Annotated in this window: 23 protein-coding genes; 13 read left to right on the top strand and 10 right to left on the bottom strand. The window is 74.1% G+C overall.

The genetic code is table 11. From position 1 onward, the window contains the following. Nucleotides 1–250, top strand: a 250-nt coding sequence (locus FRAQA3DRAFT_RS00670; protein ID WP_009399220.1) for a DUF3311 domain-containing protein, incomplete at its 5' end; no start/stop codon positions are given. Continuing rightward, the gene (gene mctP / locus FRAQA3DRAFT_RS00665; protein ID WP_009399219.1) at nt 247–2,019 is read left to right on the top strand and encodes a monocarboxylate uptake permease MctP; all 1,773 of its coding nucleotides are present in this window, start codon (nt 247–249) and stop codon (nt 2,017–2,019) included. The genes FRAQA3DRAFT_RS00670 and mctP, both read left to right, overlap by 4 nt. Here mctP and FRAQA3DRAFT_RS00660 read toward each other — a convergent pair. Further along, on the bottom strand, nt 1,983–2,390 hold the full coding sequence (locus tag FRAQA3DRAFT_RS00660) for a VOC family protein (RefSeq protein WP_009399218.1): 408 nt from the start codon (nt 2,388–2,390) through the stop codon (nt 1,983–1,985). The two genes, mctP and FRAQA3DRAFT_RS00660, sit on opposite strands and share 37 nt — an antisense overlap. A gap of 177 nt (nt 2,391–2,567) precedes the next feature. Here FRAQA3DRAFT_RS00660 and FRAQA3DRAFT_RS00655 point away from each other — a divergent pair, with 177 nt between their 5' ends. The 6 genes from FRAQA3DRAFT_RS00655 (at nt 2,568) to fxsT (ending at nt 12,803) form a co-directional block, all read left to right on the top strand. Then, on the top strand, nt 2,568–3,824 hold the full coding sequence (locus tag FRAQA3DRAFT_RS00655) for a M20 family metallopeptidase (RefSeq protein ID WP_009399217.1): 1,257 nt from the start codon (nt 2,568–2,570) through the stop codon (nt 3,822–3,824). A 50-nt stretch (nt 3,825–3,874) separates the two neighbouring features. After that, a complete protein-coding gene (locus tag FRAQA3DRAFT_RS00650) occupies nt 3,875–4,492 on the top strand; it encodes a helix-turn-helix domain-containing protein (protein ID WP_009399216.1) in 618 nt (205 codons plus the stop codon). Nucleotides 4,493–4,727: 235 nt separating this feature from the next. Then, the gene (locus FRAQA3DRAFT_RS00645) at nt 4,728–5,273 is read left to right on the top strand and encodes an NUDIX domain-containing protein (RefSeq protein WP_232291847.1); all 546 of its coding nucleotides are present in this window, start codon (nt 4,728–4,730) and stop codon (nt 5,271–5,273) included. 385 nt (nt 5,274–5,658) lie between these two features. Continuing rightward, nucleotides 5,659–7,260: a hypothetical protein gene (locus FRAQA3DRAFT_RS00640; protein ID WP_009399214.1), complete on the top strand. Its 1,602-nt coding sequence runs from the start codon at nt 5,659–5,661 to the stop codon at nt 7,258–7,260. 27 nt (nt 7,261–7,287) lie between these two features. After that, nucleotides 7,288–8,364, top strand: coding sequence for a MoxR family ATPase (locus tag FRAQA3DRAFT_RS00635; RefSeq protein ID WP_009399213.1), 1,077 nt, complete (start codon nt 7,288–7,290; stop codon nt 8,362–8,364). Then, nucleotides 8,361–12,803 (top strand): FxSxx-COOH system tetratricopeptide repeat protein, encoded by a 4,443-nt coding sequence (gene fxsT / locus FRAQA3DRAFT_RS00630; protein WP_009399212.1) that lies wholly within the window; start codon nt 8,361–8,363, stop codon nt 12,801–12,803. Before FRAQA3DRAFT_RS00635 ends, fxsT begins: the two co-directional genes overlap by 4 nt. A gap of 61 nt (nt 12,804–12,864) precedes the next feature. Here fxsT and FRAQA3DRAFT_RS00625 read toward each other — a convergent pair whose 3' ends face one another. The 5 genes from FRAQA3DRAFT_RS00625 to FRAQA3DRAFT_RS34385 all read right to left on the bottom strand — a co-directional run bounded on the left by FRAQA3DRAFT_RS00625 (nt 12,865) and on the right by FRAQA3DRAFT_RS34385 (nt 17,284). Further along, a complete protein-coding gene (locus tag FRAQA3DRAFT_RS00625) occupies nt 12,865–14,787 on the bottom strand; it encodes an HEXXH motif domain-containing protein (RefSeq protein ID WP_157466961.1) in 1,923 nt (640 codons plus the stop codon). Between the two features lie 123 nt (nt 14,788–14,910). Further along, entirely contained in the window at nt 14,911–15,108 is a 198-nt protein-coding gene (locus FRAQA3DRAFT_RS00620; protein ID WP_009399210.1) for a hypothetical protein, read from the bottom strand. 259 nt (nt 15,109–15,367) lie between these two features. Further along, the gene (locus FRAQA3DRAFT_RS31090) at nt 15,368–16,186 is read right to left on the bottom strand and encodes a TIR domain-containing protein (RefSeq protein WP_009399209.1); all 819 of its coding nucleotides are present in this window, start codon (nt 16,184–16,186) and stop codon (nt 15,368–15,370) included. Nucleotides 16,187–16,283: 97 nt separating this feature from the next. Further along, on the bottom strand, nt 16,284–17,033 hold the full coding sequence (locus FRAQA3DRAFT_RS00610) for a DedA family protein (protein WP_009399208.1): 750 nt from the start codon (nt 17,031–17,033) through the stop codon (nt 16,284–16,286). A 74-nt stretch (nt 17,034–17,107) separates the two neighbouring features. Continuing rightward, nucleotides 17,108–17,284, bottom strand: coding sequence for a hypothetical protein (locus FRAQA3DRAFT_RS34385; RefSeq protein ID WP_157466958.1), 177 nt, complete (start codon nt 17,282–17,284; stop codon nt 17,108–17,110). Between the two features lie 45 nt (nt 17,285–17,329). On the opposite strand from FRAQA3DRAFT_RS34385, the gene FRAQA3DRAFT_RS35625 reads away from it, so the two are divergent. The 5 genes from FRAQA3DRAFT_RS35625 (at nt 17,330) to FRAQA3DRAFT_RS00590 (ending at nt 22,038) form a co-directional block, all read left to right on the top strand. Then, the gene (locus FRAQA3DRAFT_RS35625; RefSeq protein ID WP_198287002.1) at nt 17,330–17,500 is read left to right on the top strand and encodes a hypothetical protein; all 171 of its coding nucleotides are present in this window, start codon (nt 17,330–17,332) and stop codon (nt 17,498–17,500) included. A gap of 326 nt (nt 17,501–17,826) precedes the next feature. Then, nucleotides 17,827–18,000, top strand: a complete 174-nt coding sequence (locus FRAQA3DRAFT_RS35620; protein ID WP_198287001.1) for a hypothetical protein — start codon at nt 17,827–17,829, stop codon at nt 17,998–18,000. A gap of 309 nt (nt 18,001–18,309) precedes the next feature. Then, on the top strand, nt 18,310–19,350 hold the full coding sequence (locus tag FRAQA3DRAFT_RS00600; protein ID WP_009399206.1) for a zinc-dependent alcohol dehydrogenase family protein: 1,041 nt from the start codon (nt 18,310–18,312) through the stop codon (nt 19,348–19,350). A gap of 427 nt (nt 19,351–19,777) precedes the next feature. After that, nucleotides 19,778–20,911: an LLM class flavin-dependent oxidoreductase gene (locus tag FRAQA3DRAFT_RS00595; protein WP_009399205.1), complete on the top strand. Its 1,134-nt coding sequence runs from the start codon at nt 19,778–19,780 to the stop codon at nt 20,909–20,911. 173 nt (nt 20,912–21,084) lie between these two features. Continuing rightward, the gene (locus FRAQA3DRAFT_RS00590) at nt 21,085–22,038 is read left to right on the top strand and encodes an SAM-dependent methyltransferase (RefSeq protein ID WP_009399204.1); all 954 of its coding nucleotides are present in this window, start codon (nt 21,085–21,087) and stop codon (nt 22,036–22,038) included. Between the two features lie 36 nt (nt 22,039–22,074). On the opposite strand, the gene FRAQA3DRAFT_RS00585 is transcribed toward FRAQA3DRAFT_RS00590, so the two are convergent. From FRAQA3DRAFT_RS00585 to FRAQA3DRAFT_RS00570, 4 genes are read right to left on the bottom strand one after another with little or no spacing between them, the layout of a single operon-like run. Next, on the bottom strand, nt 22,075–23,436 hold the full coding sequence (locus FRAQA3DRAFT_RS00585; protein ID WP_009399203.1) for an LLM class flavin-dependent oxidoreductase: 1,362 nt from the start codon (nt 23,434–23,436) through the stop codon (nt 22,075–22,077). Then, nucleotides 23,433–24,833 carry an LLM class flavin-dependent oxidoreductase gene (locus tag FRAQA3DRAFT_RS00580; protein WP_009399202.1) on the bottom strand — a complete coding sequence of 467 codons (1,401 nt, stop codon included), beginning with the start codon at nt 24,831–24,833 and terminating at the stop codon, nt 23,433–23,435. The genes FRAQA3DRAFT_RS00585 and FRAQA3DRAFT_RS00580 overlap by 4 nt, the downstream gene beginning before the upstream one ends. Beyond that, nucleotides 24,830–25,888, bottom strand: coding sequence for an LLM class flavin-dependent oxidoreductase (locus FRAQA3DRAFT_RS00575; protein ID WP_009399201.1), 1,059 nt, complete (start codon nt 25,886–25,888; stop codon nt 24,830–24,832). Before FRAQA3DRAFT_RS00575 ends, FRAQA3DRAFT_RS00580 begins: the two co-directional genes overlap by 4 nt. 21 nt (nt 25,889–25,909) lie before the next feature. After that, nucleotides 25,910–26,701: an ABC transporter ATP-binding protein gene (locus FRAQA3DRAFT_RS00570; RefSeq protein WP_035921829.1), complete on the bottom strand. Its 792-nt coding sequence runs from the start codon at nt 26,699–26,701 to the stop codon at nt 25,910–25,912. Nucleotides 26,702–26,717 lie beyond the last annotated feature (16 nt).

Below are 26,717 nucleotides of genomic sequence, written 5' to 3'. Positions count from 1 at the left end.
CGCCGCGGCCGTGCTCGCGGTGCAGGTCGTCGCCCTGCTGCTGGTCGGCACCTACGCGCGGCGCGGTCCGCGGCTGTGGGGGTTTCCGTTCTTCTACTGGTACACGCTGCTGTGGCTCCTGCTCGGCGCCGCCGGGATGGCCGGCTGCACCTGGCTGCTGGGCCGGGCCACCCGGCATCCCACCGCGGTGGGCGCTCCCCCCGGTCAGGACGCAGGGGGCGCCGCCCGCCCCGACCGGGGGGACCGGTGACGCGGGCCGGCGCCTACCTGGCCCCGACCGGCGGTGCCCCGCTCGCCGCGCAGCCGTTCCACACCCCCTTCCACGGGGTGGAGTTCGCGGTGTTCACCGCCCTGTTCGCCGCGGTGGCCGTCCTCGGGTTCAGCGCGCTCCGTTGGCGCCGCACCGCGCCGGGGCCGCTGACCAGCCTCGACGAGTGGGGGCTCGGCGGGCGCGGATTCGGCTCGTTCGTCGCCTGGTTCCTCATCGGCGGCGACATCTTCACCGCGTACACGTTCGTCGCCGTGCCCGGCGCGATGTACGCGGCGGGCGCCGTGTCCGGCTGGTTCGCCGTCGCCTACACCACCATCGTCTGGCCGATGGTCTTCGTCCTGATGCCGCGGCTGTGGACGGTGGCGCACCGGCACGGCTACGTCACCCCGGCCGACCTCGTCCGCGGCCGGTACGGCTCGCGTGCCCTCGCCCTCGCCGTCGCCGTCACCGGCATCGTCGCGACCCTGCCCTACATCGCCCTGCAGCTCGTCGGCATGCAGGCGGTGCTGGAGGTGATGGGCGTCGGGACAAGCAGCGACAACCCGCTCGTCCGCGACCTGCCGATCATCGTGGCGTTCGGCGTCCTCGCCGCCTGCACCTACACCGCCGGGCTGCGGGCGCCGGCCCTCATCGCGTTCGCCAAGGACCTGCTCATCTACGCCGTCGTGCTGGTCGCCGTGGTCGTCCTCCCGCACCGCCTCGGCGGCTTCGGCGCGATCTTCGACGCGGCCGAGCACAAGTTCGACGCGGCGAACGCCGCCGCGGCGGGGGCGGGTCGCCCGGCGACGGCCGTGTTCATCCCCGGGCCGAAGGAGTTCCTCGCCTACGGCACCCTCGCGCTCGGCTCGGCGATGGCGCTGTTTCTGTACCCGCACGCGATCACCGGCGTGCTGGCGACCCGCGGCCGGGAGGTCATCCGGCGCAACACCGCCGTCCTGCCGCTGTACTCACTGCTGCTGGCCTTCCTCGCGCTGCTCGGCTACGTGGCGATCGCCGCCGGGGTGCACACCACGAACCCGCGCCTCGCGGTGCCGCTGCTGTTCGAGCGGGAGTTTCCGGCGTGGTTCACCGGCATCGCGTTCGCCGCGGTCGCGATCGGCGCGCTGGTTCCCGCCGCGATCATGTCGATCGCGGCGGCGAACCTGTTCACCCGCACCATCTACGTCGGGCACCTGCGGCCGGGCGCGACGGCGGCCGAACAGACCGCCGTGTCGAAGGTCGCGTCGCTGCTGGTGAAGGCCGGGGCGCTGCTGTTCGTCCTCGGCCTGGACACCCAGAACTCGATCAATCTGCAGCTGCTCGGCGGGGTGTGGATCCTGCAGACGTTCCCGGCCGTCGTCTTCGCCCTGTGGCGGCCCCGGCTGCACCGGCGGGCGTTGCTCGCCGGCTGGCTGGTGGGCATGGGCTACGGCACCGTCGAGGCGTACGCGCAGCACAGCACGGCCGCCCGCCACTTCGGCGGGTCGCTGGCGACCGTGCCGGGGCTCGGCCACGCCGGGTACATCGCCGTGACGGCGTTCGCGCTCAACCTGGCCGTCGCCCTGCTCGGCAGCCTGGTGCTGCGCGCCGCCGGCGTCCCGAACGGACCCGACGCGACCGCCCCCGCCCCCGGCTCCGACTCCGGCTCCGGCTCCGGCTCCGGCTCCGGCGAACGCGACGCGAACGAACCTGATGCGCACGAATCCGGCGGGACCGTGCCCGAGCAGGCCCGTCAGGCGGTGGAGGTCGACGGCTCGGCGCCGTCGTAGGTGCTGATCTCGATCAGGTTGTCGTCGGGGTCCCGGACGTAGACGCTGGTGATCGGACCGGTCGCGCCGGTGCGGTCCACCGGGCCCTGCTCGACGGGCACCCCGAGCGCGGCGAGATGGAACCGCACCTCGTCGAGCGGCCGGCCGCTGATCAGGCAGAGGTCCACCGAGCCGGAGGTGGGGCGGGCGGCCTTCGGTTCGAGTTCCCGGCCGGCCTCGTGCAGGTTGAGCTTCTGCCGGCCGAAGGCCAGTGCCCGCCGGCCGCCACGGAACGTCACCGGCGTCATCCCCAGGACCCGCGCGTACCAGTCAACGGTGCGTTCCACGTCGGCCACGGTCAGCACGAGGTGGTCGATACGGTCGATGTGCATATCGGTCTGCCTCCGCAGTTGCCTGATCCTGCAGCTACCGTAGGTCCGCTGACGGCGCCCAGTTGGATCGTTGTCCGGCGCGGGTCACCACACTCTCGTGCAGGCTCAGTCAGGGGCACCGTCGCACCTCACCGGTGTCCGAGCCCGTCCCCGCCCCGTCCACCGAGAGGACCAGCCATGTCCGTGCTCGACGACGCGCGATCCCTGTCGGACGACCTCGTGCACCTGCGACGTCGCCTGCACCGCGAGCCGGAGATCGGCCTGGATCTGCCGCGCACGCAGGACAAGGTCCTCGCCGCCCTCGACGGGCTCCCCCTGGAGCTCACCACCGGCCGCGGCGCGAGCTCGGTGACCGCGGTCCTGCGCGGCACCGGCGAGGGGGCGGGTCCGGGGCGCGCGCCGGCGGTGCTGCTGCGCGGGGACATGGACGCGCTGCCGGTGCAGGAGAGCACCGGGCTCGAGCACACCTCCACCGTCGCGGGCGTGATGCACGCCTGCGGCCACGACCTGCACACCGCCATGCTGGTCGGCGCGGCGCATCTGCTGAGCGCGCGCCGCGACCGGCTGCCCGGCGACGTCGTGTTCATGTTCCAGCCCGGGGAGGAGGGCTGGGAGGGCGCCCAGCAGATGATCGACGAGGGGGTGCTCGACGCCTCCGGGCGGCGAGTGTCGGCGGCCTACGGGCTGCACGTGTTCTCCGGGACGCTGCCCCATGGCCAGTTCTGCGGCCGGACCGGCGCGATCACCTCGGCGTCGGCCATGCTGCGCGTCACCGTGCGCGGGGAGGGCGGGCACGGCTCGATGCCGCACCGGGCGCACGACCCCGTCACCGCGACCGCCGAGATGGTCCTCGCCCTGCAGACGATGGTGACCCGCCAGTTCGACGTGTTCGACCCGGTGGTGTTGACCGTGGGCGTCCTGCGGGCCGGCACCCGGCGCACCGTCATCCCCGACGAGGCGTACTTCGAGGCGACCGTGCGCACCTTCTCCGCGCGCACCGGCGAGCTGGTCGAGCAGTCCGCGCGCCGGCTGCTGCGGGGCATCGCCGACGGGCACGGCGTCACCGCGGACGTCGAGTTCGTGCCCGAACGGCCGGCGACCGTCAACCACCCGGCCGAGACGGCGCTCGCCGCCCGCGCCGTCGCCGAGACGTTCGGCGAACGCCGCTACTCCGAGCTTGCCCATCCCCTGGCCTGCTCGGAGGACTTCTCCCGGGTGCTGGCGCAGGTGCCCGGCAGCTTCGTCGCCATCGGCGCGACCGCCCCGGGCACCGACCCGCACACCGCGCCGTTCAACCACAGCCCCCGCGCCCGCTTCGACGAGACGGTCCTGCCCGACGGCGCCGCCCTCTACGCCGAGCTGGCCACCCGAGCCCTCGCCGCCGCCGACGCCGAGCCGGCCCCGAGCCCCGGCCCGGCGATGATCCGGACCTGACGGGCGGCCCGGCCTTGACGACAGAGGTTGCCGGCACGGCAAATGGCGGTATGGCCGCCACCGACCCGCACCCGCCGACCCGGGAGGTCCTCGACGGGGTGGGCCCGCGGCTGCGGGCCCTGCGCCGCGCGCGCCAGGCAACCCTCGCCCAGCTGTCCGCCGCAACCGGGATCTCGGTGAGCACGCTGTCGCGGCTGGAGTCCGGCGGGCGGCGGGCGACCCTGGAGCTGCTGCTCCCACTCGCCCGGGCGCACCAGGTGACCCTCGACGAGCTGGTCGACGCGCCGGCGACCGGGGATCCCCGGATCCACGCGCGGCCGACCGTCCGCGACGGCGTCGTCTTCCTGCCGATGACCCGCCGCCCCGGCGGCCCCCGCGCCTACAAGATGATCTATCCGGCGCGCACCCCGGCGAGCCCCCCCGACCAGCGGGTGCACGAGGGCTACGAGTGGCTGTACGTGCTGTCCGGGCGGCTGCGGCTGGTGCTCGGCGAGCACGACCTGATCCTCGGGCCGGGCGAGGCGGCGGAGTTCGACACCCGCACGCCGCACTGGTTCGGCAACCCGGACCCCGCCCCCCTGGAGCTGCTCAGCCTGTTCGGCCCGCAGGGCGAGCGGATGCACGTCCGGGCCCGGCCGGCCTCGACCGGCGCCACGGGCGGCCGCTGAGGGGCCCCGACCCGCCGCGCGGGGCGGGGCGGGTCGGGAGCGCAGACGGTCTCCGGCACATTTTCCGGGCCCGATCGCCGACCCGGTCGCCGGGTGTCACCGCGGCCCGCCCGGCGCCGCGCCAGGGAATGTCACGGCCCGTGCCATCATGAGACGGCGGCATTCGAGGACCATCGGTCCGACGGCACCGACCGAGTACAGACGACGAGTACCGACGATGAATGAGGAATACAGATTGAACGATCGGGTGATCTCCGTGGTCCGAGACTATCTGGTCGCGTATCCCGCGGAGGCCGAGGGGCTGATCCCGCTCCTCGACCTGGCGGCCACCGCGGCGCCGGTCACCGCCCGTACCACCCTGCCAGGCCACGTGACCTGCGGGGCGATCGCCGTGGACACGACCTTTCGGGTCCTGCAGGTCCGCCACCGCGCGCTCGACCGCTGGCTTTTCCCCGGCGGCCACGTCGACGACGCCGATGCCACGCTCGCGGCCGCCGCCCTGCGGGAGCTCGCCGAGGAGACCGGCGTTCTCCCCTCGACGGTCCGGGCCCTGCGCAACATCCCGGTGGACATCGACGTCCATCCGATTCCCGAGAATCCGGAGAAGGGCGAGCCAGAGCACACGCACTACGATTTCCGGTTCATTTTCCAGATCCTTCGGACGACCGGGCCGGGCACGGTGGACCTGCGCCTCGACGAGGTCACCGACCACCGGTGGATCCCGGTGTCGGACCTGAGCGGGCCGACCGGGGCGAGAATCGCCGCCGTGCTGGCGGGCTGAACCCACCCGCGGGCCGATCCCGGCGGGACGGCTACCGGAGGCGGATGGCCGGCGGGCCGTCGGCCATCCGCCGCGACCTCCCACCGGCGCCGCGACCTCCCACCGGGCCGACGGGCCGGGCCGACGGTTGACGATCCGTTGACGGCCAGTTGAACCCGCGGCCCCACGATCGTCCACGGTTCGGCGCACATGCGCCGGCATCGGTATGTTCACGCAGGTCCGCCGCATGTGGGCGAGCCGCAATGACGCACGCGGCCCGGCGGCCCGCGCCGATTCAGAGCGTTCATTTGTCGGGTTCATTGATCGACCGCGTCTTACGCTTACATTGCGGATCGCCGGCCGCGAGCCGCCCGTGACGACGACCTGACCGGGGGGCGGGTGGCAGGTGCCTCACCGGTTCACGACTCTCCGCCAGCGCGCCGAACTCGACCTGGTACGGACGCTGGAGACCTGCACGGCGGTCACCGACGAGGGCGGCCTGCGGCTGCTGCAGGACTACGTCCAGGACGGCGTCGCCGAGCGGTTGCAGCCGCGCCGGCAACTGCTGCCCGGACTGGTGCTGCGCGAACTGGTACGCCTGTGCGTGAAGCTGCCCGACGGCCTGGCGGCGCTGGCCGCGGCGGTGGAGTTCGTCGGGGACGAGCCGACGGCGCGGGCGGTCCGGCTCCGCGTCGCCGAGCTGGACGCGCTCGCCGCGCTGGAGGGGGAGCTGTCCGTCGCCGACTGGCTGATGCTGCGCGAGTGCCTGCAGGGACGGGTGCTCGCCGACGCCGCCCGGGTCGCCTACGAGATCACCGCCGACCGGCTGCCCCGGCCGCTGGCCGAGCACGACACGCTGTGGCATCTGTTCATCCAGCTCGCGCCGTGCAACGCCGCGCCCGGACAGGCCCCGCCGTGGCTGGTGTTCCTGCGCTTCGCCGCGGCGCGGCTCGATCCGCCCGCCGGCGCCCGCCTGGAGCTGCTCGTCCAGACCACCGCCGAACGTTGGGATCTGCCGGAGCCCGCGGCGCAGCCCCACCCGGGCCCGCCCGCCGACCCGCGCTCCCCGGCGCCGGACCTGGCCGCCGCTCGGCCTGCGGGCGAGGAACCCACCGCCCACCTCATGATCCAGATCGAGCCGGCGGCCGCCCGGCCGGACCAGATGCTGGTCTCGTCCTGGCGGCAGTGGGACCTGGGGCCGTGGCGCCCGGTGCACGGCGGGGACCTCGCCGTCGCGGCGAGCGAGCTGCAGGCGACGGTGGAGCAGCTCATCGTCGAGATGGAAGGGCAGTGGGATGCGCCGGGCACCCGCGACGACGCCACCCGGGCCCGGGAGCTCACCGTCGAGTTCATCCTGCCGGACGACCTGTTCGGGCTGCCGGTGGAGGCATGGACGCTGGAGAGCGGCTCGTTCCACCCGGTCGTGCTGGGGCTCGCGTACCCGGTGGTGATCCGCAGTCTGCGCCGGCTGCGCAGCCGGCACTGGGGCCGGCTGTGGGCCAACCGGTGGCGGCTGGTCGAGGGACCGGGGCCGAACGGTGCCCGGCCCCGCGCGCACCACAGCGCCGGCCGCGGCGCCGACCGCATCCGGCTGCTCGACGCCGCGCTGCGGGCCGACGAGATCGTCTGCCTCGTGCTCAGCGCCCCGCCCGGCGGCCCGGACACCCACGGCGGGCGGGAGGTCGAGCTCGCCCTGCGGGCCGGCTGCCCGGTGATGCTGTGGCATCGGTCGGACTGCTTCTCGCCGCTGTTCCGTGAGGAGGTGAGCGGCCTGCTCGCAGATGGAGATTTCCTCTCGCTTCCCCGCCGCGTTCTCGAAAGGCGCCGTATTGTCGAAGCGAGGATGGCCGCGTCGTCGGCGACGGCAAACGGTTCGCCCACGACGGCGCGCGAAGCACCGGGAACGCCGAACGAGACGAACAGAACCTGGGACGATGAACCCGCCGGATTCCAGCTGGCTCTCCTGTGGGATGATCCGCGGAGACGTCCGGACGTACCCGCGGGCTAGCGGGTTGCCGTCGGAGGGGGCCCGCCCGTGAGCGGAGAAGGTGAAAGCGACGCTTCCGCGGCCGCCGGGACCGGGGTGTCCGGGGACACCCGCTGGTGGATTTTCCAGGGCACGGGCATTCCCCTCGACGCCGACGAGCGGGACCGCCGCTGGCCCGCGCCGCCGCGGTGGCGGGACTTCGACGGCGGCCCGGACCTCGCCCCACCCCCGCTGGACAGCGCCGATCTCGACCGCCGGCTCGGCGCCACCGTGCCGCAGTGGGTCGACGCCGACGAGGTGTCGATGGTCAACGCGGCGATCTACCTGCGTCGCCCGCTGCTGGTCACCGGCGCGCCGGGCACCGGCAAGTCGAGCCTCGCCCTGCGGATTGCCCGCGAGCTGCGGTTAGGCCGGCCGCTACGCTGGCCGATCACGAGTCGGACCACGCTGCGTAACGGTGAGTACGAGTACGACGCGATCGGCCGGGCCCAGGCGGCCGCCAGTCGCCGCAGCGGCCCCGACGATGCCGGCGGCGAGGGTCAGATCGGCGACTACGTCCACCTCGGCCCGCTCGGCACGGCGCTGCTACCCCACCGGCTGCCGCGGGTGCTGCTCATCGACGAGATCGACAAAAGCGACATCGACCTGCCCAACGACCTGCTGAACATCTTCGAGGACGGCGGGTTCGTCATCCCCGAGCTGGTCCGGGTGCGGGACCGCCAGCGCGAGGTCGTGGTGCACACCGCCGACCCGGGCCGGACCGCGCCGCTGCGCGACGGCATCGTGCAGTGCCACGCCTTCCCCATCGTGATCATGACGAGCAACGGGGAGCGCGAGTTCCCCGCCCCGTTCCTGCGCCGCTGCCTGCGGCTGCGCATCACTGAGCCGAACGAGGCCAAGCTGGTCCGGATGATCGCGGCGCACTTCCCACCGGGCACCGACGAGACCACCCGCGAGCTCGTCACGGACTTCCTGCTCGCCCGGGAGGAGCGGGGTGACCTCGCCGCCGACCAGCTGCTCAACGCCGTGCACCTGGTGACGTCCGGGGCGTTCCAGCTCGGCGACCGGGACGCCTGGCAGTCCCTGCTGCGCGCGGTGTGGCACCCGCTCACCCCCGCGCCATGACGGGGCCCGGCCCGGCGGCCGGCGCGGCCGCGCGCCGCGCCGACGCGCCGGGCGGTCCCCTGCGCGCGGCCCGCCCCCAGGGGTCGGATCCCGCGGGTCGCCTCCCCCGCCCCCGGCCGGACACCGTCGAGCGCACCGTGGCACCGGTGGCCCGCCCGGCGGCCCCCACCGACCTGCTGTGGTCCGAGGTCTCGGACGTGATCTGGCTGGCCGCCCGGATCCGGGCGGCGAGTGGATCGGACCTGGCGGACGAGGCCGTCGGCGCCGACGATCCCGGCCCGCAGCCGGCGCCGAAGACCCCGACGGCCGCCGACGAGCCGGTGCCGGGGCTCCCGTCCGCGCCGGTCGCTGCGGACCGGCCCCGACCGGCGCCGGGCGCGTCGGACGGCTTCCACCAGCCACCGCACGGGCCACGTCTGGTCCCACCGTCGGGGGCGGGCGGTGGCGCGACGGGCCGGGCCGGGCCGCCGTCGCGGGCGCCGTCGCGGGCGCTGTCGGGTGCGCTGCGACCGCTGAGGATGTTCGTCCGGTCCGCCTATGGCCGCACGCTGCACGAGGAGGCCACCGCCGACCGCGCCGCCACCGACGGCCTGTGGCTGCCCGTGTTCGAACCCGCCCGCGAGTACCGGTGGGATCTCGTCCTCGTCGTCGACGACCACACCTCGATGATCTTCTGGCAGGAGGTCGTCGCCGCCTTCACCGCCGCGGTCGAGCAGTCCGGGGTGTTCCGTAACGTCACCCGCCGCCGGCTGATCACCGGGGGTGGCTCGCCGGCCTCGGTGGTGCTGCGCGGCGGGCGCCGGGGGCCGACCAGCCCGCCGGCGGAGATCGCCGACCCGAGCGGGCGGCGGCTCATCCTGGTGCTCACCGACGGGATCGGCCGGGCATGGCGCACGCACGCCGTCGAGCCGGCGCTGCATCTGTGGGGCCGCCACCAGTCCGTCGCGCTGGTCCACCTGCTCCCGCAGCAGCTGTGGTTCCGGGCCGGGATCCCGGTCGAGCGGAAGAAACTGCGGGCGGTCGGCGACGGGCCGGGAAACAGGCTCCTCGTCGCGGACCCGCCGCCACGGATCCCGTGGGACGCGCCCCCGCCCGCGACGGATCTGCACGGCGTTGCGCTCCCCTACCCCGATAATGCTGTGCCTGTGCCGGTCCTTCAGCTCGATCCCACGTCGTTGGGCAACTGGGCCGGCCTCGTCGCGGGCACGCTGCCCGGCTGGACCGATCTCGCCGCGACCGTCGCGCACCGGGTCCCCGACCCGGACGACGAGGTCGTCCCGCCCGCAGCCTCCGGCGCTTACCACCGGGTCAACGCGTTCCGTGCGGCCGCCACCCCGCAGGCACTGCGGCTGGCGACCCACCTCGCGGCGGCGCCGCTGAACGTGCCGGTCATCCAGGCGATCCGGCGCCGTCTGCTGCCCGGTACCCGGCCCTGGCACCTCTCGGAGCTGCTGCTCGCCAACCTGCTGCGGCCGACGGTCGGCCGCGAGCTCGCCGGCGACGACACCCTGGTCACCTTCGACTTCGACCAGGGCATCCGCGAGGAGCTGCTCGCCCGCGGCCGGCGCACCGAGACCGCCGGAGTCATGCGCGTCGTGCAGAACGTGCTCGGCCCCCGGGTCAGCGCGGTCCGCCGCTCCGCGCGGGCGCTCGACGAGCCCGCGGACGAGACGTTCGAGCCGGTGACCTCGACCAGCCGGCCGTACCTGGTCGCCGAGCTCGCCGCGCTGCGGGCGATGTCCGGCCGGCACCTGCACCGGGCGCGCGCCCTCGCCACCGCCCTGGAGCCCGGCGCGCCGCATCGTGACCGCGACGGGTCGCACGGCTCCGACGCCGACAATGACGTCCCGACGGATCCCACCCAAGGAGCGAACGTGTCCGTGGCCCTCGCCCATGACCAGCCCGCCGCGCCGGCGCACCGGTCCCGCGGCAGACTGCCGATGGAGCACGGTCACCTGCCGGTCCGCAACACCTACTTCACCGGCCGGGAGGACCTGCTCCACCAGCTGCACACCAGGCTGATGCGCGGGCCGACCGCCGTGCTGCCGGACGCGCTGCACGGCCGCGGCGGCGTCGGCAAGTCCCAACTGGTGATCGAGTACATCTACCGGCATCTTGCCGACTTCGACCTGATCTGGTGGATCCCGGCGGAGCGGCCGGCGCAGATCGACGCCGCGCTCGTCGACCTCTCCCAGCACCTGGGCCTCGGCGCGGGCAGCGAGGCGAACACGGCCGTGCCGGCGGTGCTGCGCGAACTCGCCGCCGGCCGGCCCACGGACCGCTGGCTGCTGGTGTTCGACAACGCCGACTCACCGGACGACGTGAAGAGGTACTTCCCGACCGGGCCGGGTGGACCACCGACGTCGGTCGGCCGCATCCTGGTCACCTCGCGCAACCCGGCCTGGGCCGAGGAGGGCGCGCCGCTGGCCGTCGACGTGTTCGAGCGCGAGGAGAGCCGGCACCTGCTCCAGCGGCGCAGCCCGGATCTCGACGTCGAGGACGCCGACCGGCTCGCCGCGGCGCTCGGCGACCTTCCGCTGGCCGTCGAGCAGGCCGCCACCTGGCGGGCGGTGACCGGCATGCCGGCCGCCGAGTACCTCGAACAGCTCGAACGCGAACGGGCCGAGCTGGAGGCCCGCTTCCCGGACCTGCGCCACGAGCTGCCGGTCGCCGCCGCGTGGCGGATCGCGCTCGATCGGCTGGAGCAGACGAACAAGGGCGCGCTGCAGCTGCTCGGCGTCTGCTCCTACTTCGCGCCCGAGCAGATCCCGTGGGGCCTGTTCGCCAACGTGCGCTCCACCACCATCATCCCCGAGCTGGACACGGCGCTGCGCGACCGCACCAAGCTGCGCCGCGCCATGCACCAGATCGACCGCTTCGGCCTGGCGAAGGTCGACGCCGACCGCGAGACGCTGCACCTGCACCGACTGGTCCGCGACGTGGTGCGCAGCCGGCTCACCGACGATGAACAGTCCGTGCTGCGCCACGGCGCCCACCTCGTCCTGGCTTCCAACGACCCCAACGACTGGGCCGACCCGGCCCAGTGGGCGCGCTACGGCGAGCTGTACGCGCACGTGGTCGACTCGCGGGCCTTCGACTGCGACGAGGCGTGGGTGCGCCAGCTCGTCGTCAACGAGGCGAAGTACCTGTGGAAGTGGGGCGCGCACGCCGCCAGCCGGGACCTCGCCCAGCGCACCTACGACGCGTGGCTGGCGAAGTACGGCGAGGAGGATCCGGAGACCACCCTCACCATCTCGAAGTGGCTCGGCTACATCCTGTTCGTCGTCGGACGGTTCCGCGAATGCGCCGACATCAACAGCCGGCGCTACGCCGTCCTGCGTCGCATCCGCGGTGAGGACGACGAGGACACCCTCAAGACGCTCGGCGACGTGGCGGCGGACGCGCGGGTGCGCGGCGACTTCGACCGGGCGGCGGAGCTGTCCCGCCAGGTCCACGACCGGCTGCGCACCGCCTACGGCGACGACGATCCCTCGGTCCTGACCGCGGCCCACAACCTGGGCGTGAGCCTGCGCCTGGTCGGCGACTTCCGCGCCGCCCTCGCCCTCGACGAGTCGACGGTCCACCACCTCACCCGCAACCTCGGCGCCGACGACGACTCGATCCTCACCACCCGGATCGGCGTCAACATCGACCGCTGGGAACTCGGTGACTACTTCGACGCCCGGTCGTCCCAGGAGGAGATCGTCGCGACCTACCGGCGGATCCTGCGGGACGAGAACAACCCGCTGCTGCTGTTCGCCGTGCGCTTCCTCGCCGTCGCCGTGCGCAAGGCCGGCGACGTCGAGCGGGCCCGGGCCCTGTCCGAGGACGCGCATGCCCGGTACGTCTCGCGCTACGGCCAGGACTATCCCGACACGCTGGCCACCGCGCTGAACCTGTCCGTCGACCGGCGGCTGACCGACGACCTCAACGGCGCGCTGCTGCTCGGCCGGGACACCCACGAGCGCTACCGGCAGATCCTCGGCGAGTCCCATCCGCACACCCTCGCCGCGGCCGCGGACATGGCGGTGACGCTGCGGCGCCTCGGGGACATCGACCAGGCGTACGGCCTGGACCGCGCCACGCTCGCCGCGTTCCGGGAGCGGGTCGGGGAGAACCATCCCTCGACCCTGCTGTGCGCGACGAACCTGGCCAGCGACGCGTTCGCCCGCGGCGAGTTCGAGGAGGCCGAGGAGCGCGACCGCGACACGCTGGCGCGGTCGACCAGCGTGCACGGCGAGGCTCATCCGGCCACCCTGATGGTCGCGGCGAACCTGGCCCTGGACCTGCGGGCCGCCGGCCGCACCGGCGAGGCCACCAAGCGCAACACCGCGGCCGTCGCCCGGCTGACCCGCACCCTGGGCGCGACGCACGCGGCGACCCGGGTCGCCGGCGAATGGCGCCGGGCGGACTGTGACATCGACCCGATGCCGCTGTGAGCGCCGATGGCGGTCCCGGCGGGCCCGGCAGGCCCGGCGGGCCGGGAATCGCCACCGGCACTCACCGGGGGGTCGCCGGTGCCGGTGCGGCCCGGTCGAGCTGGCCCGCGAGCCACGCGGCGAGGCGCACCGGGTCCGGCGCCGGGCGACCGGTGTCCGCCACCCGGCAGGCGACCGCCCGCACCACCTCCGCATGGCGCAGCAGGGCCGAGCGCGCCGCGGCGTCCACCGTCCCGGGAGCGGGGTCCTGTCCGCACAGGCACAGGGTGAGCCCGACCCAGGCGTCCCGGCCCGCGGGCGCGCGGCGGGCCCGCGCGGCGTGGATGGTCCGCGCGTCGTCGAAGCGACCGGCGGCGAGCAGGACGTCGGCGGCGTCCGCGCCCTGGACCGCCTCGACGGCACGGTGGGGCTCGGCGACGAACCGGGCGAAGGCGGCCGGGTCGGCCAGACGGTAGCGCAGGAGCACGGCCCGGGTCTCCAGTCGGGCGGGATCCGGCGCCGGTTCGACGACCGGGCGGTGGGCCGCCGGCAGTCGGGCAGCCGTGCCGGCCTGCCAGGCCGCGGCCAGCCGTTCGACGACCTCGGCAGCGGGGCGCAGATGGTGCAGTCGCCACCCCGTGCGGTGTTCGGCGGCCGCGAGACCGGCGGCCCGCTCGATCGCCCACGGCACCGGCTCGAGCTCCCACGGCGCCAGCCACCGGCCGACCCGGCCGACGAACCACTCCCCGAGCGCGGTGAGGTCCGGGTTGCCGCGCACACTCGCCACGGTCCGCGTCGTCTGGACCCGCCACAGCGCGAACTCGAACTCGGCCAGCCGGCGGTCCGCCTCCGTCGCCGCCCGGTGCCGGTGCGCGCGCCAGAACCAGGTCACCCCAGTGAAGGCGTAGATGCCCTGCAGCACCCCGGACAGCGGCCGTGGATCGTTGCGCCAGGGGGCGTAGAGGAGACGGTCCGGACCGGCCTCGTACAGCCGGGCGAGATGCATGACGGCGCCGAGCTTGCTGTGCTGGAACTCGTGGACGAGGACCGCGGCGAGCTGTGCGGCGTCGTCCGGTGTCGAGGCGAGCAGGGAGCCGAACGCGTCCGCGGAGGAGGCGCTGCGTGGGCTGAACCGCTCCGCGTGGGCCAGGGGGGTGATCGCCCCGAGAACCCGCCCCATCGTCCGGGCCGCCTCGCCGTCGACCGCGACGAGCAGGCGCCAGGCCTGGGCCAGCAGCTCCCGCCAGCGCGCTGACTCCGCCGCCCCCAGCGGCTGCGCCGCGCTCCGCCCGCCCGGCGCCCGGTACGGGTCGAGGTCGTCGACGGTGACCGCGAGCGCCGCGCCACCCTCTGTCACTCGGACGCGGCGAACGGGTCGCCAGGACCGCCCCTCGTCGACGAGCGCGGCGGGAAGTCGGACGACCGCCCCGTCGATGTCCACCTCGACCCGGCCGTGCAGCCCGGTGACCTGCGCGGTCGCAGCCGAGACCGCCGGGTTCGCGACCTCGGTGGAGTCGGGGTCGCCGGACGGCGAGACCAGGCCCAGCGTCGGCAGGCTCACGGCGCCGTGCACCGCGGGCACCCGGATACGGAAGGCCAGCCCGGCTCGGGCGGCGGCCGACGCCGCGAGCGCGTGCAGGTAGCCGACCTCCACCCACAGCGGCACGGTGCCGCCCGGCGGCACGGGGACCGACGTGGCGGCCGGCGCCGCCCCACGCAGGCGGCGGAGCAGGGACCTCGCCCAGGTCCCGACATACGGATAGGCGAGCACCCTGCGGACGACCTCCGGGGCGGCGCCGTCCACCCGGACCAGCAGATCCCAGGCCACGTCGACGTCCGCCAGGGGGGTCTCCAGCGCCGCCTGGCGCACCGTGTCCAGGACCGCTCGCAGGGCGACCAGACGCAGGCTGTACTCGGCGTCGACCAGGACCGGCATCAATTCCTCGCCGGCCATTCCCGACGTGACGGTGCGCAGGAGATGGATGGGCAGAAGATGCCTTCTCACCACGCCCCCATCATCGGTCGGGCATATCGACGGCTCCGACCGTCGGTCCGGCGGTCCGCCGGCTGGATGCCACCGGCTTTGTTTTCCACCGTCCGCGCGGACCACGCAGCCGCAGAATTATGCTCAGTCCTGCCGATCGACCTTGTGCCCACCGTACGCTATCGACTGTTCGCACTTCTCGACGAAGAATCGCACCATCCCGATGATGTCCGGATCGCTGCTTGAGCGCAGCGCATCGAGACTGAGACCGTCCAGATCGACGAGCGGGGAGACGATCTGGCTGCCCCCCTCGCCGTCACCCGCGATGCCCTGCCGGGTCACTCGACCTCCGTTTCACCGCGCGGCCCGGAGAACCCCGGCAGTCCAGCGCAGAACACAACGCGATCCGATGGACATGGCGGGGACGCACCGTCCGGGTGAATCCCCTGCGGTCTGTCAGTCTCGCATGTCGCGCGGTCATATGCCGCCGGCTCGGGCGCGGTTCGGCTCTCCGGCGCTCTCCGCGCAGGTCGCGGCGGGTGGGAAATTCGGGGCCAGGAGAGGGCCAGACCACCCGGTGGTCCGTGCGCGGGACCGCCCTTCATCCCGCCGGCCCCGGAAAGGGCACCCCGGATGGCGCGCCGGCATTCCCGGCCGGGCGCCGGGCGCCTCCCAGCACGGTGAGAAGCGCACGCACCGCCGCGGACTCCGTCAGCCCGCAGAGGTTCACCCCGGTGCGCACGCGCAGGAAACCCGGCGCGCGGACGTCTTCGATGAGGACCGGCACCAGCCGTGGGCCGCCGTCGCCGTCCCGGCGGGCGGCGAGCGTCCATTCCTGTTCGGCCCGCGGTGAGCGCAGATAGGCGGCCGACAGCAGCGCGAGGGCGAGGCCGCCCTCGTCGAGAGCACGGCCCGCGACGGCCGTCCAGTTGCCGCCGGGCACGTCGTCCCAGACGGCCGCGGTCACCGTCCGGCCGGTGCCCTCGAGCACGGCCACCGTCCAGGCGGCCCAGGCACGGTCCCGCGTCGTGTCCGCGTGGCTGATGAAGATCGATTCCCTGGCGGGGGACGCGCCGGGCCGGGAGTCGCCGGGCCGGGATGCCGGGCCCCCGCGCGCGGCCGACAGCCACGTCCCGGCCTCGGCGATCGCCGGCTCGGCGGGGCCGCCGCCGGTCAGCAAGCTCGCGTTGTCCAGCCACACTCGTAGCGGAACCGTGCCGTCGGGCAGCTCGCCGGCCGAGTTCAGGCGCTGAAGATCGGCCAGGAGCTGGAGGCGGGGCACCGCGTTCACGGGCATCAGCGCCACGAAGCCGGCCGGCAGCCCGTCAAGGAGCAACTGCCGCCGATCGGGAAACCCGAGGCCCGCAGCCTCCGCGGCCCGGGCGAGCCGATACAGCTGATCATGGGAGAGATGGCCCATGCCGCAGGGTAACAACGCCGACGGCGCCCGCGGTGTCCGCCGGCGCCGCCCACCGGCGGGGCCGGCGCGCGCCCGTGCCCCTGGACGCCAGGGATGATCAGCGGCGGACCGTCCGCGCGCCCTGGACCGTGTCGCGGCCGCCTCCCGCCACCTGGTCACCGCGCGCGTGTTCCTCGGCATGGGTGCCGCGGCTGGCGGCGTCCCCGCGGGCCCGCGAGGTCGGGTGGCCCCCGGCGTCCGCGTTGCGGTCCTCACCGGGACGCCGCCGCGACCACAGCCACCGGCCGCCCTCGATGGCCGCGCTGACCGCCCCCGCCAGCCCGAACGCGAGCAGGAAGCCCTTCCACGGCGCGTCGGTGAAGGTGGACCCGCCCACGAAGCCGAGCAGCGCGTTGTAACCGCTCCAGCCGATGGCGCCGGCCGCGGCCGCCGGCACGAACCGCCGATAGTCGAAGTGGGTGGTGCCCGCGACCAGGGTGGTCGCGGTCCGGCCGCCCGGCACGAACCTGGCCGCGATGATCAGGGTGACGCCGCGACGGTCGAGGGTTCGCCGGGCCCAGGCGAGCGTCCGCTGCCCGCGCGGCCCGCGGACGACCAGGCGGGCGACGCGCTCACCGAACAGGCGCCCCAGGCCGTAGGCGAGGTTGTCGCCCGCGAACGCCCCGACGGCCCCGACAACCATGATCAGTACGAGGTTGAGGTCGCCGGAGCTCGCGAGCACCCCGCCGGTGATGACCATCGTCTCGCTGGGGACGACCGGCAGGACCGCGTCGAGCAGGCAGATTCCCCAGACCAGCAGGTAGGTCCACCAGGCACCGGACATGGCGTCCACGAGTTGATCGAACACAGCACAAGTCGTTTCCCACCGGAGCCCACACAACCTCACGGGCGCCGGCGGATCAGGTCACTGCGGCCCGGGTATCACCGGGCGGGACGGGCCTCGCCGCGCAGGCCGGCGAGGCTCCGCAGGCCGGCGAGGCTCCGCAGGCCGGCGAGGCTCCGCAGGCCGGCGAGGACAAGGGCGGCGGTCCGCGCCTCGAAACGCAGGGGACGGCCGATCGCCTCGCCGATCAGCTCGACCCGTCGTCGCCTGGTCAACGACTCCGGGCCACGTCGACTCGACGCGCCGGATCTCTTTGTCCGGTGGACACGGTGGAGTTCCGCATCAAATCCGCGGCGTTCCCGACCGGGATGGACGCTGCCGTCGAGCCGTGGGTCAACGGTGTCCCCCTACGGGATCCGGCACGCGCGATCGAACGTCCGTTCGTCGAGGCAGAGGGTTCGCCGCATCTGGCGGGAGCTACGCCGGTCTGAGCACTCACCGTGATGTGCGGTGGCCAAGCCGCCATTTCCTCGGCGAACCGCGGATTTCGTGGTTCGCCGACGGCGCTACCGTCCTGCTGGGCTGCTCCTGCGGCGACCCAGGTTGCCGACCGCTGACCGCCGACATTCTGATCACCTCCGACGAGGCCGTGTGGCAGCATTTCCGAAACGGCCATCGACCCTGGGATCTGCGCGATCTTGGACCGTTCCGTTTCGCTGCCTCGGACTACCTCGTTGCCCTTGAACTGACCAGCGCCGGGCCCGATTCGACCCGGTGGGGGACGGGACGTCCGTCACCGTCCGACGGGGTGCACCGCGTGGTCGACGAGGCCGTGCGGTACTACCGTTCATGCATGACGCATCCGACTCCTGTCATTGAGTCGAACAGCGTGGTGGTGCCCGCCGAGGCGGAGGCGGTGCTGCGCGGCCAGGGCCTGCGCCCGCAGCGCTGGTCAGTCCCGCGCGTCTCGCGGCGTTCCGTCAGCGCGTGATCCGTGAAACCCGAAGACGGCATTCCATCCCGCCGGAGAGCACCCCGGCCGGGGTCGGGCAGCGCGGCCGGGCGGTGCCGCCGTCCAGACCCCCGGGTGGCGCTCGACGACGACGGGCACGAGGCCGAACGGCTCCCGTGGCAGGTCGCGGTCCCCCGCGCCGGCCGCGGTCAGTGGGAACCACCGTTGCGTCCCGCTCATCCCGGATCAGATACCGTCCACGCATCAGGTACGGTTCCGGCCCGGCCGCGACCTCGGCGCAACCGCGGCGGGCGGCCGCCGGGACGGCCGTCGGGGAGGCATGGGCACATGCGAGCGACCTTGCTGGAGGACGTCGGGACGATCGCGTTGCGGGAGTTCCCCGACCCGGTCATCCAGCGCCCCACCGACGCGGTGGTGCGCGTTACCGCGAGCTGTATCTGCGGCTCGGACCTGCATCCCTACCGCGGCAAGATGCCCAGCGTGTTCCCGAAGCGGGTCGGGCACGAGTTCGTCGGGGTCGTCGAGGACGTCGGCGACCAGGTCGACACCCTGCGGCCCGGCGACGTGGTCGTCGCCCCCTTCCTGATCAGCGACGGCACCTGCCGGTACTGCCGCGCCGGCCTGCAGACCTCCTGCGAGAACGGCTCGGTCTGGGGCACCGACGACGGGTCCGGCGCCCTCTCCGACGCCTGCCAGGGCGACCGGATCCGGGCGCCGCTGGCCGACGGCACCCTGGTGCGGGTCGGCACCGAGCTGCCCGACGCGTTGCTGCCCGACGTCCTGGCGCTGTCCGACGTGATGGGCACCGGTCATCACGCCGCGGTCTGCGCGGGGGTGGGTCCGGGTTGCACCGTCGTGGTCGTCGGCGACGGCGCCGTGGGCCTGTGCGCGGTGCTCGCCGCCCGCCGCCTCGGGGCGGAGCGCGTCGTGGCGATGTCGCGGACGCCGAGCCGGCAGAAGCTGGCGGCCGAGTTCGGTGCCACCGACATCGTCGCCGGTCGTGGGGCGGAAGGCATCGCGCAGGTGCGTGAGCTGCTCGGCGACGGAGCCGACGCCGTGCTGGAGTGCGTCGGCTCGCAGGAGTCGCTGGAGCAGGCCGTCGCGGTCGCCCACCCCGGCGGGCGGCTGGGCTGCGTCGGCGCCCCGCTGGGCAACCTTCCCCTCAACCAGCTGTTCATGAAGAACGTGCGGCTGGCGGGCGGGGTCGCGCCGGTGCGCGCCTACCTTCCCGAGCTGCTCGACGACGTGCTGGCCGGGCGGGTGCGGCCGGGGCGGATCTTCGATCTGGAACTGCCGTTGGACGAGGTCGCCGAGGGCTATCGGGCGATGGACGAACGCCGGGCGGTGAAGGTACTGCTGCGTCCCTGAGGACTGCCGCGTCCCTGAGGACTGCCGCGTCCCTGAGGACTGCCGCGTCCCTGAGGCCGCAGCGGTCCGAACGTCCGAACGTCCGGTTCGCGTTCGTGCCGCCGGTGCGACGTTTCACCGGCACGGCGGTGGACTGGGCCCCGGCAGGGGCATACCGTTGGTCCATGCGCGGAGATCCCACTCTGGTCTGCCGCCTGCACGTGGATTTCGCCCGGGTGGCCAGCGCGCTGTGTCGCGTCCCGCGCCGCCCGGTGCCGCGCTGATCGGCGCCGCGGCCGGCCCGTCGAGCGGCTGATCCGCCGACAGGATCGTGGGCCCCGCGTCCACCGGCCCGGGGGTGCCGCCGGTGGCGAGGCTCAGCCCCCGATCCGTTCTTCGCCCGCCCTTCGGGCACCCCCCTTCGCCCTCCGGCCATCCGGGAGACCGCGTGAGCGTGCACGCACACTGGTTCCTGCCCACCTCGGGCGACAGCCGCAACCTCGACGCCGCCGCGGTGAGCGCCAAGGAATCCCCCCACCTGCAGCCCGCCGCCCAGCGGCCGCCGAGCATCGGCTACCTCGCCCAGATCGCCGCCGCGGCCGAGCAGTTGGGGTACGAGGCCGTGCTCACCCCGACCGGGACCTGGTGCGAGGACGCCTGGCTCACCACCGCCGCCCTGCTGCGCGAGACCACCCGGCTGCGTTTCCTGGTGGCGTTGCGGCCCGGCTTCCTCAGCCCCACCCTCGCCGCTCAGATGGCCGCGACCTACCAGCGCATCTCCGCCGGACGGCTGCTGCTCAACGTGGTGACCGGCGGCGACGCCGACGAGCAGCAGCGCTTCGGCGACTGGTTGAACCACGACGCCCGTTACCGGCGGACCGAGGAGTTCCTGCAGGTCGTCCGGGGGGCGTGGACGGGCCGACCCTTCAACTTCGACGGCGAGCACTACGCGATGCGGGGTGCCACCGTCCGGGAGCGTCCCGAGCCGACGCCGCCGATCTTCTTCGGCGGCGCCTCCCCCGCGGCCGAACTCGTCGCCGCCCGGCAGGCCGACGTCTACCTGCTGTGGGGCGAGCCGCCGGTCGCCGTCACCGAACGGCTCGATCGGATGCGGGCGCTGGCCAAGGAGCAGGACCGCGAGCTGCAGTTCGGAATCCGGCTGCACGTCATCACCCGGGACACCGCCGGCGCCGCCTGGGCGGTCGCGGACGAGCTGCTCGCCCAGCTGGATCCGGCGGCGATCGCCGCGGCCCAGCGGCGTTTCGCCGGGACCGAATCGGTGGGGCAACAGCGGATGGCCGCCCTGCACCGCGGCAGCAGCGACGCGCTGGAGGTCTCCCCGAACCTCTGGGCGGGTTTCGGCCTCGTCCGCGGCGGCGCCGGCACCGCGCTCGTCGGCAGCCACACCGAGGTCGCGGATCGCATCGCGGAGTACCACGATCTCGGCATCGAGCACGTGATCCTCTCCGGCCACCCGCACCTGGAGGAGGCGTACTGGTTCGCCGAGGGCGTCCTGCCCCTGCTGCGCCGCCGGGGACTGCTCGCGCCGTCACCGGGGCCGACGGACGCGGTTCGCACCTGACCATGCGGCCGGCACGGCCGGCACGGCTGTTCCCGTCGATCGGGACGTCACCGCCGAGATGCCCGCGCGGGGCCGGATACCCACCGGACACGCCCGGTCCCGCACCGCAGGCATGAAGTCACCCACTAAGGTGGATTCGTGACGTTCCGCCAGAAGACGGAGGGCCCAACGCGGTGACGGGATCCGAGAGCGTGCTGAACACCGTCGGCGAGGGCCCTGAGGAATCCGGCGGCGCGCGGGCCGGACAGACACTGGAAGGCGCCGGCCTGGACCTGAAGGTCGACGTGCCGCACCCGGCCCGGATGTACGACTACTTCCTCGGCGGCAAGGACAACTTCCCCGCCGACCGGAAAACCGCGGAGCAGGTCATCGGCGTGTTTCCGAACTCCCGGATCGTGGTCCGGCAGAACCGCACGTTCATGACCCGCACGACCCGCTATCTGGCCGCCGAGGCCGGGGTGCGCCAGTTCCTCGATATCGGCACGGGAATTCCGACCTCGCCGAACCTGCACGAGGTCGCCCAGAGCGTCGTCCCAGAGGCACGCATCGTCTATACCGACAACGATCCGATCGTGCTCGCCCACGCCCGCGCCCTGCTCGCCAGCACCCCGCAGGGGCGCACCGCCTACATCGACGCGGACCTGCGAGACACCCAGCGCATCCTCACCGCCGCCGAGCTGCACGAAACCCTCGACCTGACCAGGCCGGTCGCGCTGTCACTCATCGCGATCTTCCATTTCATCCCGGATGGCGACGACCCGTACGGGATCATGCGTCACCTCGTCGACCTGCTCCCGTCGGGCAGCTACGTCTCGCTGACCCACCTGACCGCCGACTTCGACCCGGCGATGCGCGAGGTCGAGCGGGCCTACCTGGCCAGCGGCGTCCCCATGCACCTGCGCACCCGCGCCCAGGTCGAGCGGTTCTTCGAGGGGCTCGACCTCGTGGAGCCCGGGCTGCAGGTCGTCCACCGCTGGCGGCCCGAACTCACAGACCCGGCCGAGACGGCCCAGGACCCCGACGGCGGGGCCGGGCCCGACCCGGCCGCGCGCGCGAAGGCCATCCCGGCCTCGGAGCTGACCGACGCGCAGGTGAGCATCTACGGCGCGGTCGGCTACAAGCCCTGATCGCGGGCCCGCCACCGTCGGCCGCCGGTGGCGGCGTCAGGTCGCCGCCCCGGGCCGCGGGGCGTACCGGCTGGGCGGACGCGGCAGGCCGAGATGCTCGCGCAACGTGCGCCCGGTGTAGGCGGTGCGGAACAGGCCGCGGCGGCGCAGCTCGGGGATGACCAGGTCCACGAAGTCGTCCAGCGCGTCCGGCAGGTACGGGAAGATCACGTTGAAGCCGTCGGCGGCGCGCTGCTCGAACCACTCCTGGATGTGGTCGGCCACGGTCGTCGGCGTACCGACGAGGGTGCGGTCGTCCCGGGCGATCTTTTCGGCGAGCTGGCGGATGGTCAGGTTGTCCGCCCGTGCCTGGTCCACGATCTGCCGCTGGCCGCTGAGGCTCTGGTTGGACGGCGGCAGCTCGGGTAGCGGGCCGTCGAGGGGGAAGCGGGTGAGGTCGAACCCGCCGAGCCGGTAGGTGAGGTCGGCGAGCGCCACCCGCGGGTCGAGCAACGACCGCAGCGCGGCGATCTTGTCCTCCGCCTCGGCCTGGGTCCGCCCCACGATCGTGGACAGCGCGGGCAGCACGATCACGTGGTCGGGGTCGCGCCCGGCGGTCGCGGCCCGAGTCTTGATGTCGGCGTAGTACGCCTGCGCCGCCGGCAGGGTCGGGTCCGCGGCGAAGATGACCTCGCCGACCCGGGCCGCGAGGTCCCGGCCGGTCTCGGACGCGCCGGCCTGGACGACGACCGGGCGGCCCTGCGGCGGCCGCGCGATGTTCAGCGGCCCGCTGACCCGGAAGTGCGCCCCGGCGTGATTCAGCCAGTGGATCTTCTGCTCGTCGAAGTAGACCCCGGACGCCTGGTCGTGCCGGAAGGCGTCGTCGTCGAAGCTGTCCCACAGCCCGGTCACCACGTCGTGGAACTCGGCGGCCCGCGCGTAGCGCAGCTCGTGCTCGACGTGGCTGTCCAGCCCGAAGTTACGCGCCTCCGCGTCGTTGAGGGAGGTGACGAGGTTCCAGCCGGCCCGCCCACCGGACAGGTGGTCCAGCGAGGCGAAGATCCGGGCCAGGTGGTAGGGCTCGTTGTAGGTCGTCGACGCCGTCGCGACGAGCCCGATGTGGGTGGTCGCGGTGGCGAGCGCGGCGAGCAGGGTCGTCGGCTCGAAGGAGTCGTTGACGACCGAGACGCGGGAGAGCACCTCCTGGCTGGTCAGGGGGACGCCGACCAGGTCGGCGAGGAAGACGGCGTCGAACGTCCCCCGCTCGGCGGTGCGCGCCAGTTCGATCACGTGCCGGATGTTCACCCCGGCGTCGGCGACGGCATGGGGGTGGCGCCAGGCGGCGAGGAACTCCCCCGGTGGTTTGAGGAAGGCGTTGAGATGGACCTGGCCGCTGCGGCGTGGCTGCGTCGACGTCATCGGGTTCCCGCCTTGCTCGGTTCGTCCGCGAGAGGCTCGCTTGGGTGCGTGGGGTCGTTTCGCCGCGGGACGGCGACCGGCCGCGGCAGGCCGAGATGCCCGCGCAACGTGGTCTCGGTGTAGGACTCGCGGAACAGGCCGCGGCGGCGCAGTTCTGGCACGACGTGGTCGACGAAGTCCTCGGCGGCGCCGGGCAGGTAGGGGAAACCGACGTTGAAGCCGTCCGCGCCGCGCCCGGTGAACCATTCCTCGATGTGGTCGGCGATCGTCTCCGGTGTGCCGGTGATCATGCCGCCGCCCGAGGACCGCCGGGCGAGCTCGCGGATCGTCAGGTTCTCGCGGCGGGCGAGGCCGAGCATCTGTTCGGAGCGGCTGCGGCTGCGGTTCGTCTCGCCGATCTCGGGCAGCGGCCCGTCCAGCGGGTACTCCGACAGGTCCACGTCACCGACGGTGTCCTGGACGAGGCGACGGGCGACGTCGTCGTGGATGAGCTCCAGCAGCTCGTCGCGCCGCGCGCGGGCGGCGGCCTCGGTGTCGGCGACGATCGGCGCGAGGATCGGCCAGACCAGCAGATGGTCCGGGTTGCGCCCCAGCGCCGCGGCCCGCGCCTTCACGTCGGCGTAGAACCTCTGCGCGCCGGCCAGGTCGGCCTGCCCGGTGAACACCACCTCGCCGTAGCGGGCGGCGAAGTCCTTGCCCGCCTCGGACGAACCCGCCTGGAAGATGACCGGGTGGCCCTGCGGGGGGCGGGAGACGCTCAGCGGCCCGCGCACGGCGAAGTGCTCGCCGCGGTGGTGCGGGGTGCGCAGGCCGGCGGGGTCGTAGTAGCGGCCCGCGGCGGTGTCCCGCAGCACGGCGCCGTCGTCGAAGCTGTCCCACAGCTCACGGACGACGTCGACGAACTCCGCGGCGCGCCTGTACCGCAGCCCGTGTTCGAGGTGGGCGTCGCGCCCGAAGTTCGCGGCCTCCTGCGGCAGCACCGAGGTCACCGCGTTCCAGCCGGCGCGCCCGGCGGACAGGTGGTCGAGCGAGGCGAACTTGCGGGCGACGTGGAACGGCTCGTTGTAGGTCGTGCTGGCCGTGCCGACCAGGCCGATCCGCTCGGTCACCGTGGACAGCGCGGCCAGCAGGGTGAGGGGCTCGAACCGGACCGACCGGGCGGTGCGGTGCAGCGAGTCCAGGTCCGTGCCGGAGATCGCGACGACGTCGGCGATGAACAGGACGTCGAAGGTGCCGCGTTCCAGCGTCTGGGCGACCCGGATGTGATGGGCGAGGTCGAGCTCGCCGTCGGGCGGCGACAGCGGATGGCGCCAGCCGGCGATGTGGCCGCCGGCGCCCTGCAGCACGGCTCCGAGCGTCAGCGTCCGCCCCGGACGGCCGTGGGGGGTGGTGGTCATCGTTTCCTCTCCGGGCCGACGGGAGTCGGCGTGTCGGGCACGGGTCCGGCCGCGGGCCGCCAGCCCAGCGCCGGGGCGATCTCGGTGGCGATGAGTTCCATGCGTCGCAGGGTCGCGCCGAGGTCGGCCGCCGCGCCGGCCTCGCCCTGCACCGCGGCGATGAAGTACGACACGGCGGCGGGGCCGACCGGATTGGTCGCGAGGCTGTGGATCACCACGCCGACGGGGCCGTGGTGGACGTTCATCGCGTCCAGCGCGGCGCCGTCGTCGAGGTCGGCCGGGAACCCGAAGTGCCCCAGGTAGGGGCGGAACCGGGCGATGTCGGGAGCCAGGTCCACCCGGGCGGCCAGCCGGTCCGGCCCCGGGAACACCCCGTGCGACACGGCCAGTCGCGCGCCCGCGGGAGCCCGGTGGGCGGCCAGGTAGACGTCGGCGAGGGGTCGCTGCGCGGACGCCGCCGGGCCGATGCCCAGCAGCAGCCCGTCGCCGGCCCGCGCCGCCGCCCGCGCCCCGTCGGCGCTCGTCGTCGAGTCCCAGAACCGGCTGGTGAGGGTCGGCGCGGGCGGATGCAGCCGCAGCCCGTCGGTCCCGGCGATCTGCTCGCCGGCGAGCAGGTCGCGCAGCCGGACGCGAGCCTCGGCGAACAGCTCCCGGCGACGGGCGACGTCGCGGTCGAAGGCGCCGAAGGCGGGCGCGCTCGGGCCGCCGGTGCCGAGCCCGAGCTGCAGGCGACCGTCGCTGAGCGCGTCGAGGACGGCGGCGTCCTCGGCCAGGCGGATGGGGTCCTCCAGCGGCAGGACCACGACAGCGGTGCCCAGCTCGATCCGCCGGGTCGCCTGGGCGGCCGCGGCGAGCAGCAGCAGCGGCGAGGGCAGGCGACCGTAGTCGGGGGAGAAGTGGTGCTGGGCGATCCAGCCGCCGTCGAACCCGAGCTCCTCCCCGGCGACGAACAGCTCCACCAGCTCGCGGTAGACGGCGCCGACCGGCCGCCCACGGCCATGCACATGGGTCAGGAAGCCCAGTCTGAACGGGCCGGGTCCGCCGGGTGCGGTCATCGCGTCCTCCCTCGTCGAACCTCAACGGACCTCGTGGGGTGGCGGCAGCCGTGGCACCGCCGCGAGCAACGCCTGGGTGTACGGATGGGCCGGCCGCGACAGCACGGCGTCGGTCGCGCCCTGCTCGACCAGCGTGCCGTCGCGCATGACGGCGATCTGGTCGCAGAGCCGGGCGACCACGCCGAGATCGTGGGAGACGAGCACGAGGCCGAGGCGGTGCCGCTCGGCCAGCTGGCCGAGCAGGTCCAGGATCTGGGCGCGGACGGAGACGTCCAGGGCGCTGACCGGTTCGTCGCCGACGAGCACCCGCGGCCGGGGGGCGAGGGCCCGGGCGATGGCGATGCGCTGGCGTTGGCCGCCGGAGAACTCGTGCGGGTAGCGTCCGCGGACGGCGGGGTCGAGGTCGACCGCCCGCAGCACCTCGTCGACCCGCTCGCCGTGGTCGCCGGGAACGCCCAGGCAGGCCAGCGGCTCCGCGATGGCCGCGCCGACGGTCATCCGCGGGTCGAGCGATCCGGCCGGATCCTGGAACACGACCTGGACTTCGCGGCGGAACCAGCGCAGCGCGCGTGGGCGCCCGGGGACGACCGGCCGGCCCCGGTAGCGGACGGTGCCGGCGTCGGGGCGGTCCAGGCCCAGCAGCAGCCGGACGAGGGTCGACTTGCCCGACCCGGACTCGCCGACGATGCCGAGCGCCGCACCGTCGGCGAGACGCAGGGTCACGTCACGCACGGCGTGGCGGACGCCGGGCGGGCCGAACGGGGACGTGCGCGGCAGGCGGTAGCTCCGGCCGAGCCCCGTGGCCTCGAACAACGGCTCGGCGCCGGGG

This window comes from Frankia sp. QA3 (assembly GCF_000262465.1).
Classification (GTDB): domain Bacteria; phylum Actinomycetota; class Actinomycetes; order Frankiales; family Frankiaceae; genus Frankia.
This window is presented reverse-complemented; position numbering and strand designations above follow the sequence as displayed.